We start from the raw sequence: 14,455 nt of genomic DNA on the forward strand, positions 1-14,455 counted from the left end.
TGTGCACCTAGTCGTTGGCTTTAAAAAGAGATGTTGACCCCAAACGTGTACGTTTTGGCTTGCGGGGCCGAGTAGAAGTCGGTGCCTTGCGAAATGTTACCCGTGTTCACGTCACTGGCCAGGTAGTCCGCATTCACTTCCGGATCCCACCCTTTATAGTTCGTAAAGGTGAGCAGGTTGACGGCGCTCAGGTAGAGCCGGGCCGACTGCAAGTAGACCACCTTCACGAGCGCTGATGGAACGTTGTAGCCCAACGTAACGGTTTTCAGGCGCACGTACGAGCCGTCGGACAGGAAGCGGGAAGATTCGCCGGCGCCGCCAGTACCAAAATTATTACCCGGCCGGGGAGTGTCGAAAAGGACGGCGCGGGGCACATTGGTAATATCACCGGGTTTCTGCCACCGGTTCAGTTGATCGCGGGTTAGGTTGTCGAACCCTCCCGTCGCATTAGCTGATTGATATTTGCCACCGCCATCGTACACGTCGTTTCCGAAAACGCCTTGGAAGCTAAAGCTAAAATCAATGCCTTTATACCCAAACGTGTTGGTTACCCCACCCGTCCATTTTGGGTTAGGATTCCCAATGAGGACACGCTGCGCATCGTCGTACTTATTGGTCGTGGCCCGGTTGATCGAGCCATCAGCATTGGTTGTATTAAGATAGTACAACGCATCCCCGTTGGCAGGGTCGACACCGGCATACTCCCGACCGTAGAAAGCTCCCAGCGGCTGTCCTTCAATGGCCCGATTGAGTAACCCACCCTCAATCACCTGTCCGTCGAGGTTGGTAACTTTATTGCGGTTGATGGAGGCATTGACGCTGGTACTCCACGTAAAGTCACCCACGAAATTGCGCGTATTCAGCGCCATTTCGATTCCCCGGTTCTCTAGTTTGCCCAAGTTGCGAAACTGCCGGACAAAACCCGATGTGCCGGGCACGTTTACGTTCAAGGCTAAATCCCGGGTCTTTTTCTGGTATACGTCTACCTCCCCACTGATGCGGTTATCCAGGAACCCGAATTCCAGTCCAATGTCGGCCTGAGCCGTGGACTCCCATTTCAGGTCAGGGTTGGCCAATTGGAAAGGACGCTGGCCCGGCACCCCCGCATAACCCGCGTCGCCGGAATAGAGCCCCCTGGCCGGAAAATCGTCGAACTCCTGATTACCCGTGAGGCCATAACTCACCCGGGGCTTTAAAAAGCTCAGCACTTGTTGATCTTTCAGGAAAGATTCTTCCGTCACGACCCAACCTAGCGAAGCCGCCGGGAAATAACCATACCGCTTATTCACCCCGAAACGAGAGGAGCCATCAATCCGGAGGCTGGCACTCACCAGGTACTTATTAGCAAAGGCATAATTGGCCCGGCCAAAATAGGAGAGCAGGGTGTTGCTGGTTTCCCGCGAAGATCCCGCCGTAATAAGTGCGGAGTTGAAAATCGTTTTATAGTTGTCACTGGGAAACTGCTGACCGGTTACGCTGTTCGACTTTCGTTGACGCGCTTCGTAGGCCATGCCCACCACTGCCTCAAGGGTGTGGTTCTCATTGAACGTTTTGCGGTAAGTAAAGAAGTTGTTGGTGGTGAAGCGGGCAACCGTGAGGCGGCGATTAAACCCATCGCCCCGGTTGGGGCCGTTGTTACGGGACGTAACGCGGCCCGCGAACTGGTTCTCTTCTTGGTTAAGCAAGTCCAACCCAAGCTCGCTACGGAACGTCAAGCCGGGAATAAACTCGTATTGGGCAAACACGTTGCCCAGATTCCGGTACACCGTGGCTATATAGCTCGCGCCAACCCGGCTCAGTACGGGATTGTAGTACGTGGGATAGTTCGAGTTAGGGTCGCCCGTGAGGGTGTCCAGGGCGCCGCTTATTTGGTTGGTACGCGGGTCGATGGTGGGGGTAATCGGAGCCAGCGCCACAATTTGCATGGGTGAGCTGAAGGCGTTGTCGTTCGAAATACGGTTGTTGCGCGTCCGGCTCAAGGTTAGATTCACGCCCAGCGTCAGTTTGTCACTGGCCTTTTGATCGAGGTTAATCCGGGTAGCCATCTTTTCAAACTTGTTGCCAATCAGAATACCGCTTTGATTGCTGTACAGACCGGAAACAAAGAATCGGGTCTTGTCATTCCCCCCGCTTACGTTAAGGTCATACTGCTCGAAAGGGGCCCGCTGAAAGGCTTCATTTTGCCAGTCCGTATTCACGGCACCCGTCTTGTAATCGTCGTTACCAGCCGAGTAACGCCGTAAGCGACCTTCCGTGAAAGCTTCTAAATTGGCGTTTTTACCAGCTTCTCGAAAGTACTCTACGTATTCGGTCGCATTGAGAAATTTTTTCCGATTCGTCGGCTTACTCAGGCCGGTCTGGTACCCTAACGTGAAACGGGTATCGCCCGCTTTGCCTCGCTTGGTGGTGATGAGCACCACGCCGTTAGAAGCGCGGGAACCATAAATAGCGGCGGCCGATGCATCTTTCAAAATGCTCATGCTTTCAATATCATTCGGGTTCAGATCGGCAATGGGATTGGTTGCCGCATCGGTGCCCGACAGGTTTTCCGAAATGATTGGAATGCCATCGACAACGTACAGCGGCTGGTTGCCGCCACTCACTGAGCTCGTGCCGCGCACCCGCACCTTGATGCCCTGGCCCAGCTTGCCGCTGCTGTTCTCAATAAATACCCCAGCCGCTTTCCCTTGGATAGCCTGCTCGAAGCTAGGCACCGGGGCATTCTGCACTTCCCGGCCAGATACCTGGGCGACCGCCCCCGTCAAGCTGGTCTTGGTTTGGGTGCCGTAACCCACCACCACGGCCTCATTGAGGGCGGTAGCCTCGGCAGCAAGCGTTACGTTAATGGTGGTTTGGTTGCCTACTGCGACGGTTTGCGTCGCGTAACCCACCGAGCTGATCACCAGGGTGGCATTAGGCTGTACCGAGAGGCTGAAAGCACCCTCAGCATTGGTGCTGACGCCGTTGGTCGTACCGCGCTCCAGCACCGTAGCCCCCGGCAAGGGCCCGCCGTCGGAGGCTGATACCCGGCCACTAATGGACTGCGTTTGGGCCCGGATGGGCGCCGCGAAAAGCCAGAGGGCCAGCAGCGAAAAAAGTTTGAGATGGGTAGAAAGTTTGCACTTCATAAAAAACTTGGTTTTGTGAAGGGGTAGAAATGGAATTGGTGGGAAGTAGGGAAAGGAGTCGCCCCAGCGAAGAACTTAAAGGACTAATTTCCAGCTTGAGAAATAGATTGGCCGGCTTTCAAACAACGGACTGCTTACGAGCTTCGCTCCGTAATGTCACGGCTAAGGTAAGGGAGTAAGCCGATTCCCTGGTTTTAGCAATAATCTATTGCTCCCTGTCGTACATGCCTACCTTTACCTTGCCGAAGGAGCCGTGCTCCAAACCAGCCCCACTGATTTCCTTTCCGCTTCAATGCCAACGATTCATTATCTCACTACGGCCGACGCTATTGCCGACGCAGCCGCACACTTCGCCACTCTGCCCCGAATCGGCATTGATTTGGAGTTTGACGACATGCGCCACCGGTACGGGCGGCATCTGGCACTGATTCAAATATTTGACGGCCAGCGAGCGTACCTGATCGACCCACTTTCCCTGCCCGACATGGCCGCGGGCCTCGAGCCGTTGTTTGCCGTGCTGCGCGCCCCCACCGTAGCCAAGGTATTCCACTCCTGCAAATCGGATATCCTGTTGCTCGATGAGCTATTCGGCGTCAACTGCCGCAACATCGTCGACACCAGCGTGCAGTTTACCCTGCTCGCGGCCGAAGACAATAATATCTCACTTGGCCGCCTTATTCAGGCCGAGCTTGGCTTTGAGGTCGACAAAGGCGAGCAAAAGTCGAACTGGCTGAAACGCCCGCTCACGGAAGCCCAGAAGGAATACGCCGCCAACGACGTGCTGTACCTGTTTGAGCTCACCGACCGCCTCAGCGCCCGCTTGGCCGAATTGGGCCGTAGCGACTGGGCCGCCCAGGAAAACCTCGCGCTGGAGGCCGTGCGCTACGGCCGCGACGACCCCCGGCCGTGGTCGCGCAATGCGGCTAAGTATAAAATTACGCACCAGGAAATGCCGATTTTCCGGGAGCTTTACCTCTTGCGCGATGCCGTGGCCCGGCAGCTCGACCGCCCGCCCTACCACGTGCTCAGCAACGACCGGCTGGTCGAGCTCACCCGTCAGCCCCTCGAAACCGCCGACCAGCTGCGCGCCGCCACTGGCCTGCACCCCGAGCTGAAACGCCCTCCCTACGCCGAGCAATTGCTGGCCATCGGCACTACCCAGCTGGCTCCCGATGCTCCTCTGCCCCCCGAGCAGCGCAAGTTTCCGTTTCGACGCCGACTCAGCGGCTCGGCCGCCACGCGCGCCGAAGCCCGCGAAACGCTCCTTAATACCCTCAAAACACACCTGGCCACCGACCACGGCGCCACGATGGCGAACATGGTGCTCAGCAACCGGCTTATTGCCGACATCGTCGAGCAAGGTGCCAACGCGGCCCTGCGCCCCTGGCAACAACAGCTCCTGCGCGACACCGCCGAGCGGCACGGCGAGTCGTACCAATCAATTGCGGAGCCGTTTATCTGAACCACGGATTCGCTCGGATTTTTCGGATTTCGCGGATTTTGTGGACGACTTCGTAAAGTGACTGTAAGGGTGGTTTGGGGTTCGAGCGTTTTTTTTGGATTGCATGGATTTTGTGGATGGGTCGTGCGGCTGACTCGTTAGACCTGTTTCATCCGTGCTTTAGCTAAGCTCTCATGCGCCGTTCGCTGCTATTTGGTGGGGTGATTTTCCTGGCTTTGCTGGTGGGTCTGGGGAGCTACGCGGTCTGGCGGGTGCTTTATCGGCCTAACATTACCGTGTCTGCCGAAGGCCCGGCTTATTTATACATTCGCACCGGCACTGGATTTGGCGCGGTGCTGGATTCGCTAAAAAAGCACGAGTTGCTGGTGGAGCCGGCGACTTTTGCCTGGGTAAGCGAGTGGCAGGAGTACCCGCGCCGGGTAAAGGCGGGGCGCTATCGGCTCGACCCTGGTTTGGGCAACCTGGCGCTGGTTCGGCGACTAGCGGCAGGAATGCAAGACACGGTGCAGTTCGAGTTGAAGCCCTTTCACTACCTCGAACAGCTGCCCCGCCAGGTGAGCCACCAATTGGAAACCGATTCTTTCAAGCTTCAGCTCTTGCTGGATAACGATGCCGGCCTGCGCGCGCGCTACGGGTTGGACACCTGCACCATCCGAACGCTGTTTATTCCCGGTCGTTATCGCCTGCTGTGGAATACTAGCCCGGAAGTATTTCTCGACACGGTCGCGGCGACCTACCGCCGGTTCTGGACGGCTGAACAGCGCGGCCGGGCCGATTCGCTGAAGCTCACGCCTACGCAGGTGAGCGTGCTGGCTAGCATCGTGCAGCGCGAAACCGCCCAGGCCACCGATAAGCCCCTCATCGCGGCCGTGTACCTTAACCGCCTGCGCAACGGCCAGCCTTTACAGGCTGATCCTACGCTGCTCTGGCCGCTACACGGCCTGGGCAAGCGCAAACGCGTGCTGAATGTGGATAAGAAAGTAGACTCGCCCTACAACACCTACCGCCATAAGGGCCTGCCGCCGGGCCCCATCACTACGCCCTTGGCAAGCTCGCTCAATGCGGTGCTGCGCCCGGCCCACAATAAAAACCTGTTTTTCTGCGCGAGGCCCGACGGCAGCGGCTTCTCCGACTTCGCCGAAACGTACGCCCAGCACAAGCGCAACGCCCGCCGCTACCAGCACCGGCTCGATAGCCTGGGCGTGAAGCGCTGACCTTGGAAAGGTACTATCTATAGCATGCCGTGGCCCGTTGCGGACTCCCTGTCCTAAACAGTCGGTAAGCTTGGTGAGCGTTCGCTTGTTAAGGCAGCATGATGTGCCCCCATTATCGATTTAGCGCCGTTTCCGGCCCGTACTTCTGCCGCCGGGTTTCCCTCACTTTTGGCTTCGCACCTCCAGCAAACTGAGGCCGGCCCTACCCCCACCGGTCTGGCACACCTCTCCTACGGCTTTGCATATGAAGTGAACCGGGGTCGTACCCGGTAGGGCCCGCCCCACAGGGGTCACGTGAGGCCACCCCGGAAATCATGCTAGAGCGATTTCGGGGTCCGTGTACCTAACGTTTGGCTCCCCTCTCCCGCGGCTTCGCGCCTCAAGCGAACCGGGGTCGTACCCGGTAGGGCCCGCCACGCAGGGGGCACGTGAGGCGAACGCGGGAACGACAACCGATACTGACGCCGAAATGGCTCTAACGTAGCTGGTACAAGCGTAGGGGCAGCGTATCAGTGGCGGCCTCGCGGCAGGCGGCGAGTGTTTCGGCGTATCCCAAGCCCGTGAACTCCGAATGCTCCAGGAACAACAGCGGCCGCTGAAGCTGGGGCGCGGCCCAGGCGGCAACGGGTGGTTGGCAGCGCAAGGAGTCGAAACGCTGCAGCCCGGCTACGCGCCAGTAGCCGTCGAGCAGCACGTACTGGTAGCCTTGGCGCCGGAGGTGGGCCAGTTCATGCTCGTCGTTAACGACAGCTAGGGTTTGCTGATCATTCAGAAATGGAGCCAGTCCCAGGCCAACGGTGCTGGCCACTTTAGTCGCGCCATGCTGCTGCAGCCAGGCCGCTACTCGGGAGTATTGGGTCGGCAATGGGGCCCATAGCTCCCGCTGAATCCGAAAAATGTTCAGGCCCACGGCAGCCGCTAGGACGCTTCCCAGCGCCCACCCGGGTAGCACCCTCCGGCTACTGAGTACCGCCAACGCCGCCAACGGCAAGTAGGCGAACAAGAGCCCGCGCGGGGCCTTGATCAGCAACGACATGCCCGCTAGCAGGCACCCAGCCCAAACCAGCAAGTACGCCAGCAACGGCAGGGGCTGACCCGAAAATAACTGCTTCTTACGCCAGTCGCGCCACACCAGCCCCGTCGCCAGCACCAACCCAATCAGCAGCAGGGGCGATTCATAGCTGGCTAAGTACTGCGGATAATACAGTAAATCTGGGTGCAGCGTGCTTTGCCGACCCGCTAGGTTAGCCGTCGCTGGTACTACCGTGCGGAAGTAAAACCCCAGCCAGCGGTACCAGGGCAGACCCACCAGTACCCCAAACGCACCTAGCAGCACATAGGGAGCCGCCAGCAGCAGGAGCGCCCGCCACCACAGGCTCCGGTGCCGCCAGAGGCCGTCGGCTTGCCCGAGCTCCAACACAACTAAAATGGGCACCAGGAATAAGAACTTGTAGCCGAAGCACAGCCCTATGGCAAGCCAGCCGACCACGCGCAATGCCACAGTGGTGCTGGGCTGATGCAGGCGGGTAAAATGGCTTCGCAGCAAGCCCACGTACATCACCAGCGTGAGAGAGCTCATGGTAAAATCGCGCCCGGAGAACGTCAGCAGCAGCGAGGTGCCGGCCAGCAGGGTGAGCCCGGCGGCTTCGAAACCAGTAAGTGAGGCTTTTTGGGCAACCCAGGCGGCGAAAAGGCCCAGCGCGATTATCCCAAACCCGGCATTGATGGTTTGAAAGACGAGGAAACTTTTCGTTAGGACTGCCAGGGGCGCGTACAACAAAAAGAATGCGGGACTACCGTGGTGAAACAACTGGGCAAAATTTCCGCGGGCCAGTTCCAGCACTATCTGCCAGTTGCGCACCGAATCGTAATCGGCAGGCCCCGCCTCGGCCAGCCGCCAGAACCGGAGCACGGCCACCACCAGCAGAGCTAGCAGCAGTCCGCAGACACGGCTCTTGGTTGGGCGGTTATTCTTTGTACCAGTAGGTAACATGAGCGGAAGCGGCACTAGCCAGCGCGAAGGTCGGCACGCCTCGACCAACATCCCTTATTTTTGATGGTCAGTACGCACCAACAACCGCCTGTCTCCCCTCTCCCTGCCCCATCCATGCGCCTCGTTATTCAGCGTGTCCGCGAAGCTCAGGTGGTCGTCGAAGGCCTGGTGACGGGGCAAATCGGTCCGGGCCTGCTGGTGCTGGCCGGGTTTGCTCCCACCGACAACGCCGCTGCGCTGACCTGGATGACCCGTAAACTGGTGCAGCTACGCATTTTTGGGGATGAAAACGGACAAATGAACCGTAGCGTAGTCGATGTCGGCGGGCAGATTCTGGTGGTAAGTCAGTTCACGCTGTTGGCCGATGCCCGCAAGGGCAACCGCCCCAGCTACGTCGGGGCCGCCCCGCCCGCCATTGCCGAGCCGCTGTACCAGCAATTTGTAGCCCTGGTGGCCGCCGAATTGGGTAAGCCCGTTCCCACCGGCATTTTTGGGGCCGACATGCAGGTGAGCCTTGTTAACGACGGCCCCGTTACCATAGTGCTGGATTCCCCTACCTAAGCCGAGCTTATTTACTTGTTTTTATCTCCCTTCCCATGACTCTGGCCGAAGCTCAAAAGACCGTTGACACCTGGATAAACACCACGGGCGTTCGTTATTTCAACGAGCTGACGAACATGGCTATCCTCACCGAAGAGGTAGGTGAGGTGGCTCGCCTCATCGCCCGGCAATACGGCGAGCAGTCGTTCAAGGAGTCGGACCGCGGCCGCGAGCTGGGCGACGAGTTAGCTGATGTGCTCTTCGTAGTCATCTGCCTGGCCAACCAAACCGGCGTCGATTTAACCGAGGCCATGACGCGGAACCTGGCCAAGAAAACCCAACGCGACAGCCAGCGCCATCAGGAGAACAAGAAATTAAGATAACGCCCGCTACGCTTTAAGGGCCGCGAGCAAGACGCGCAGCACACGGGAAGACAGTCCACCACCATTGGCTGGCGCACGTCTGCGACGCGTGGGCCTGCTAGCTCGGCGTTTCCACCTCCGCCCGCGCTGTTAACTGGTCCTTTCCAACTTGTTCAACGGCCGCGTCTCAAACGCAAAGCCAGCTGCCAGACGTAATATCGACTCTTTCCACCACAAAGACCGGTGGGCAGCACCTCTGAGACGAGCCGCTACCTACCAGCCCATCCAGCTTACTCCATCACCAACCGGTCGTTCTGCCACAGCGGAAGCACCTTGGCATAGGCGTCGATTTGCAGACAGAAGGCGAAGTCCTGGTTGGCTTCCAGCGAGTTGAGCCGGCGCACATGCGCCGACTGCAGTAAATAGGCTGACAAATCGGCCTGGCCCTGCTGCCAGAGGTGCAGCGCGGCCAGGGTTGCATCGGAGCCGTACACATCGAAATCAGGTGCTAGTCGCGCCGCCAGGGCGCCCCCGAATATGGTGTCTTCCAGACAAAATTGTCCTTTCCAGCCGGCGCATACCACGAGCACGTCGCGGCCTTGCCGACGGGTAAAGTCAGCCACGGCCCCCAGGTTAAGGAAAGCCCCCACCACAATTGCCTCCGCCGCCAGAGAGCGCCGCAAAGCCGCCGTGCCATTCGTCGTGCTGATGCTCAGGGCCCGGCCGTGCGGCGGCCGGTCAGCATTCAGAAAGCCGAAAGGCGAATTACCCAGGTCAAAGCCCGGGGCCGGCAATCCATCGCGCTCGGCCGCGGTCAGGCAGCCGTGCTGCCGCCCATAAGCGGCGCATTCTTCCAGCGAAGCTACCGGGAAAACGTGGGTTACCCCCTCCCCCAGCGCCGTGACGATGGTGCTTGAAGCACGGAGAATGTCGACGATAACGGCAACTTGCCCGCGTAGATCATAGAGCGGAAGCAGTTCGGGCGAGAAGCAAATGTCTAGCTTGGGCATGAAAAGTGGCGCGCCGCCTTCGCGGCGCGTACTGCCGCGAAGGCGGCGAATCAAACGTTAATTATGAACTTATGCGGTACTATACTAGCATTGCGTGGCTAGTCGCGCACCCGTCGCTACTAGCCACCCAACGGGCGCGGACCTTATTCTTCCGCGCCCTTGGTGAGCGGTAATTTGCTGACGGTAGCCGGCAGGCTCTTGCCCCGGATCTGTACGAAAATCGGGGTACCAGGAGCCGCGAATTCAGTTTTGACGTAACCCAGCCCGATGCCCTTGCCCAGCGAGGGCGACTGCGTACCGCTGGTGACGTCGCCAATTTTCTGGCCGTCGGCATCGACCAGTTCGTAGTGGCCGCGCGGGATGCCCGGGCCATCCATCACGAAGCCGACCAGCTTTTTGGTTACGCCGGCTTCCTTTTGCTTTTTGAGGTTGTCGGAGTTGGTGAAGTCCTTGGTGAACTTGGTAATCCAGCCCAGGCCCGCTTCCAGGGGCGAAGTGGTGTCGTCGATGTCGTTCCCGTAGAGGCAGTAGCCCATTTCGAGGCGCAGGGTGTCGCGGGCGCCCAGGCCAATCGGCTTGATGCCGTAAGCCTGGCCGGCACTCATAATTTTATCCCACACGGCGACGGCGCTCTCGTTGGGAATGTACAGCTCAAACCCGCCGGCCCCGGTGTAGCCCGTGGCCGAGATAACGACGTCGGGGGCGCCGGCAAAAGTACCCTGCACAAAAGAGTAGTACGGAATACTGCTCAGGTCTACATCCGTCAGACTTTGCAAGGCCGCGGTGGCTTTGGGGCCCTGCACGGCAAACAGACTGGTCCGGTCGGAAATATCCTCTATCTCCACGCCCTCCGTGTTGTGGTGCCGAATCCAGTTCCAGTCTTTTTCGATATTGGAAGCATTCACGACCAGCAGGTAGTCCTCGTCGGCCAGCTTATATACCAGCAGGTCGTCTACGATGCCGCCGTCGTGGTTGGGCAGGCAGGAATACTGGGCCTTGCCAGCGGTTAGTTTGCTGGCGTCGTTACTGGTCACGCGCTGAATCAGGTCGAGAGCCCGCGGGCCCCGGAGCCGAAACTCCCCCATGTGCGACACGTCGAAAATACCCACCGCCCGCCGCACCGTGTGGTGCTCGTCCAGGTCAGAGGAATAGCGCACCGGCATGTTGTAGCCGGCAAAGGGCACCATTTTAGCACCCAGTTTGCGGTGCGTGTCGTCGAGGGTAACGGTTTTCAGGGAAACGGTCATGCGGCAAGTTGAGGAGAAGCGGGTGGGGAGATTGATGGATTGGGTACAAAGTTGAGGCAAAAAAGAAAAGCCGCTTCAATCGGAAGCGGCTTTTCTTTTGGAGCGACCCGTAACGCGACTCGTTTAGCTGATTCCGCGGTCGTTACACGCGCACCATCCAGTTGTGTAAGTCGGGGGCGGCACCCGTACGAATGGCGTTAAGGGCTGCGGTCACGCGCTTGGTAAAGGCCGTGGGCCCAACAACCGGCAAATCGTAGTCCTGGCCTTGGTAGCCGATGGTGGCAATGGGCGCAATAGTGGCCGCCGTACCAACGCCGAAAGCTTCTTCCAGCTTGCCGGCTACCAGGGCAGCGATGACTTCGCGGCTGCTCACCTTGCGCTCTTCTACTTCAATGCCCATATCGCGGGCTAGTTGCAGCACGCTACGGCGCGTGATGCCATCCAGAATCGACGTACTCAGAGCCGGCGTCACCACGCGGCCATCGATGACGAAAATGGCATTCATGGTACCCGACTCCTCCACGTACTGGTGCTCCGTCGAATCAGTCCAGATGAGCTGGTTGTAGCCTTCCTGCTGGGCGAGCTTGGTAGGGTACATGGCGGCGCCGTAGTTGCCCGCGTTTTTGGCGTAGCCGGCGCCCCCCTCGGCCGAGCGCACGTACTTCTGCTCGAAGCGCACGCGCAGCGGCTTGGTGTAGTACGAGCCCACGGGAGTGGTAAAAATCATGAACCGGTACGAATCCGAAGGCCGGACGCCAATAAAGCCATCAGTGGCAAACATAAACGGTCGGATGTAGAGCGCGCCTCCTTCGGCCGTGGGCACCCAGCCCGCATCGAGGCTAATCAGCTCGCGCAAGCCTTGCATGAACAGCTCTTCCGGCACGAGGGGCATGCACATACGCTCGGCCGAGGTGTTGAGGCGGGCCCAGTTGTCGAGGGGGCGAAACAAGGCCACGCCGCCGTCGGTCAAGCGGTACGCCTTCATGCCCTCAAAGATGGCCTGGCCGTAGTGCAGGGCCGAGTTGGCGGGGCTCACCACCATATTGCCGTAGGGCACGATCTGGGCTTCCTGCCACTCGCCATCGCGGTAGTCCATGGCAAACATGTGGTCGGAAAACACCTTGCCGAACTCCAGGTTGTCCGGGTCGAGCTCGGCCAGGCGCGAGACCGGGGTGCGCTGCGTGCGAATAGGAAGAAGGTCAATCATAATGTTGGTATTTCGAAGTGCAGATGGGTGGGATTTTCCGAATACGTAGGAACGAGATGAGGCGGGTAGAATGGCAAAATCACTGGAAAGATCGACAAAAAAATTACATTAATCGAACCCGAAAATATTAGGCTCTGATAACCTAATAAATCTATTAACCGCAACGGGCCTAAAGTCGTGCCTTCCAGGTTACCTCTTCCACGCCCAGCTCGTACGCCATGTAGCGGCTCAGAACGAACAGGTAATCAGACAGACGGTTCAGATACACGATTACCAGCTCGGCCACGAAAGAATTCTCGCTTAGCAGAATGACCATGCGCTCGGCCCGGCGGCACACGCAGCGGGCCACGTGGGCCTGGCTCACCGCCGGATGACCACCCGGCAGAATAAAAGCCCGCAGCTCGGGCAGCTCAGCATTCATGCGATCCATCTCGTCTTCCAGCAGCGTCACGTCGGCAGCGTGCAGGTCGGGCAGCTTCATTTTTGATTTTTCCGGGTCGGCGGCCAGGGCCGAGCCCATGGTGAACAGCCGATCCTGAATTTCCTTCAGCAAGGCCCGACGGGGGGCGTTTACGTCCTGGTCGCGGACCAGGCCAATGTGCGAGTTTAGCTCATCTACCGTGCCGTAGCACTCGATGCGCAAGCTGCTTTTAGGCACCCGAGTGCCCCCGATCAGGGAGGTGAGGCCAGTGTCTCCGGTTTTGGTGTAGATTTTCATGTAAGCGGTCAGCAATGAGGAGCGGCGAGGCTCGGCCAGTGTATAGATGGAGCACTACCGCCGACGAAGTTCTTAGCAGTTATTTTAAAATGAACGGAAGGCCACACTTTCCAATTCTCGACTTGAGGCGGGAACGGAGCCAACAACTAGCCTCGCGTCCTTTTGTTAGAGCCGGTTTGGGCATTTAGGTTTTGGTCCTGTTTCGACCAGCGGACACCAGAGCAAGCAGGATGTTCTAATGGGCTGTTGAGCGAAAATCTAAACCCGCTCTTAGGCATGAAATTTCATCCGGAAATGCGGCTTTAAATTTTACTCGTACAAAAGTAACGATGTCAAACAGGCGGGCTTCGGTTTGGCTTCGCTTAGCACGACCGGCATTCTGCTTCCAGCCAGGTATGATTGACCTCCTGGAAGCCATACTAGCGGCCTCCCCAGCCGAATAGCCGCGTAGCGGCGGTAGGTTGGTAGAGAATGGTCACCTTGGCTAAACGAGAGCCGCGTAGCGGTGGCAGAGCCAACCGCCGAATCTGTCACCGCTACGCGGCTCTCAACCACATAACCTCTTTAACTACTACCAACCTACCGCCGCTACGCGGCTATTCGGCCATTTAGTCTCTTTGCTTTACTACCAACCCAGCCTAGCGCCGCTACGCGACTACTTCGCAACTTGAGATAACTACATAGAGCCGTTTCCTCGTCCGTGTACACGCCGTCAGGCTCCCCTCTCCTGTAGAGAGAGGTTGGCCCCGTAGGGGTCCCGTAAGGTTTTCCCGGCTGCGCCCGGTACACGGAACTGAAAACTGCTACAGGCAAGCTGCAAGAGTAAAAGCTTGGCTGACTACTCACCATGCAATGGCTCATTAGGCGCTGTGCACGGCTAACTGCAGGTTTACCTCATCCGATTCTACCAGCCCATCGCGCAGCCGCACAATACGGTGAGCGTAGCGGGCAATGTCCTCCTCGTGGGTCACCATGATGATGGTATTACCCTTGGCATAGAGCGCCTCGAACAGGTCCATGATCTCGTGACTGGTTTTGGAGTCGAGCGCGCCGGTGGGTTCATCGGCCAGCAGCACACTCGGGTTGTTAACGAGGGCGCGGGCAATGGCTACGCGCTGGCGCTGGCCGCCGCTCAGCTCGTTGGGCCGGTGGGAGGCGCGGTCGGCCAGGCCCACCGCGCGTAACGATTCCAGCGCCCGCTCGTTGCGCTCGCGCTTGTTCAGGCCCGCGTAGATGAGCGGCAGGGCGACATTGTCGAGGGCGCTGGCGCGGGGCAGCAGGTTGAAGCTTTGGAAAACGAAGCCGATTTCTTTGTTACGAACCTCCGCCAGCTGGTTGTCGCTCATGCGGCTCACGTCCTGGCCGTTGAGGATGTACTGGCCCTTAGAGGGCGTGTCGAGGCAGCCCACGATGTTCATCAGCGTCGACTTGCCCGACCCCGACGGCCCCATGAACGCCACGTACTCTCCGCGCGGAATCTGGATGCTGACCGAGCGCAAGGCGTGGATTACCTCGGCCCCCATCACATAAGTTTTGGCGATGTCCGTGGTTTCAATAACGTTCGGGTTCATGGC

The 14,455-nt window shown here is 58.7% G+C and carries 11 protein-coding genes; 4 read left to right on the forward strand and 7 right to left on the reverse strand.

Going from position 1 to position 14,455, the window contains the following annotated elements; genetic code table 11:
• Positions 1-20: 20 nt before the first annotated feature.
• Positions 21-3,128, reverse strand: coding sequence for a SusC/RagA family TonB-linked outer membrane protein (locus tag IC235_RS09915; protein ID WP_191005017.1), 3,108 nt, complete (start codon positions 3,126-3,128; stop codon positions 21-23).
• 292 nt (positions 3,129-3,420) lie between these two features.
• Between IC235_RS09915 and IC235_RS09920 the strand changes: the two genes are divergently transcribed.
• Both IC235_RS09920 and mltG read left to right on the forward strand, forming a co-directional pair.
• Positions 3,421-4,590: a ribonuclease D gene (locus IC235_RS09920; RefSeq protein ID WP_191005018.1), complete on the forward strand. Its 1,170-nt coding sequence runs from the start codon at positions 3,421-3,423 to the stop codon at positions 4,588-4,590.
• Between the two features lie 173 nt (positions 4,591-4,763).
• On the forward strand, positions 4,764-5,804 hold the full coding sequence (mltG, locus tag IC235_RS09925; protein ID WP_191005019.1) for an endolytic transglycosylase MltG: 1,041 nt from the start codon (positions 4,764-4,766) through the stop codon (positions 5,802-5,804).
• A 475-nt stretch (positions 5,805-6,279) separates the two neighbouring features.
• Here the strand turns inward: mltG and IC235_RS09930 are convergent, their stop codons facing one another.
• Positions 6,280-7,797 (reverse strand): hypothetical protein, encoded by a 1,518-nt coding sequence (locus IC235_RS09930; protein ID WP_191005020.1) that lies wholly within the window; start codon positions 7,795-7,797, stop codon positions 6,280-6,282.
• A 114-nt stretch (positions 7,798-7,911) separates the two neighbouring features.
• On the opposite strand from IC235_RS09930, the gene dtd reads away from it, so the two are divergent.
• Complete coding sequence (gene dtd, locus IC235_RS09935) at positions 7,912-8,358, forward strand: D-aminoacyl-tRNA deacylase (RefSeq protein ID WP_191005021.1); 447 nt, start codon at positions 7,912-7,914, stop codon at positions 8,356-8,358.
• A gap of 35 nt (positions 8,359-8,393) precedes the next feature.
• A complete protein-coding gene (locus IC235_RS09940) occupies positions 8,394-8,720 on the forward strand; it encodes a nucleotide pyrophosphohydrolase (protein WP_191005022.1) in 327 nt (108 codons plus the stop codon).
• Positions 8,721-8,989: 269 nt separating this feature from the next.
• Here the strand turns inward: IC235_RS09940 and IC235_RS09945 are convergent, their stop codons facing one another.
• From IC235_RS09945 to IC235_RS09965, 5 genes are all read right to left on the reverse strand, one after another.
• On the reverse strand, positions 8,990-9,763 hold the full coding sequence (locus IC235_RS09945) for a 2-phosphosulfolactate phosphatase (RefSeq protein WP_223847188.1): 774 nt from the start codon (positions 9,761-9,763) through the stop codon (positions 8,990-8,992).
• Between the two features lie 89 nt (positions 9,764-9,852).
• On the reverse strand, positions 9,853-10,956 hold the full coding sequence (gene gcvT / locus IC235_RS09950; protein ID WP_191005024.1) for a glycine cleavage system aminomethyltransferase GcvT: 1,104 nt from the start codon (positions 10,954-10,956) through the stop codon (positions 9,853-9,855).
• Between the two features lie 142 nt (positions 10,957-11,098).
• Positions 11,099-12,163 carry a branched-chain amino acid aminotransferase gene (locus IC235_RS09955; RefSeq protein WP_191005025.1) on the reverse strand — a complete coding sequence of 355 codons (1,065 nt, stop codon included), beginning with the start codon at positions 12,161-12,163 and terminating at the stop codon, positions 11,099-11,101.
• 169 nt (positions 12,164-12,332) lie between these two features.
• Positions 12,333-12,881, reverse strand: a complete 549-nt coding sequence (locus tag IC235_RS09960; RefSeq protein WP_191005026.1) for a cob(I)yrinic acid a,c-diamide adenosyltransferase — start codon at positions 12,879-12,881, stop codon at positions 12,333-12,335.
• Positions 12,882-13,741: 860 nt separating this feature from the next.
• Positions 13,742-14,452, reverse strand: a complete 711-nt coding sequence (locus IC235_RS09965; protein WP_191005027.1) for an ABC transporter ATP-binding protein — start codon at positions 14,450-14,452, stop codon at positions 13,742-13,744.
• Positions 14,453-14,455 lie beyond the last annotated feature (3 nt).

It is taken from the genome of Hymenobacter montanus, assembly GCF_014699115.1.
In the GTDB taxonomy this organism is placed as follows: Bacteria; Bacteroidota; Bacteroidia; order Cytophagales; family Hymenobacteraceae; genus Hymenobacter; species Hymenobacter montanus.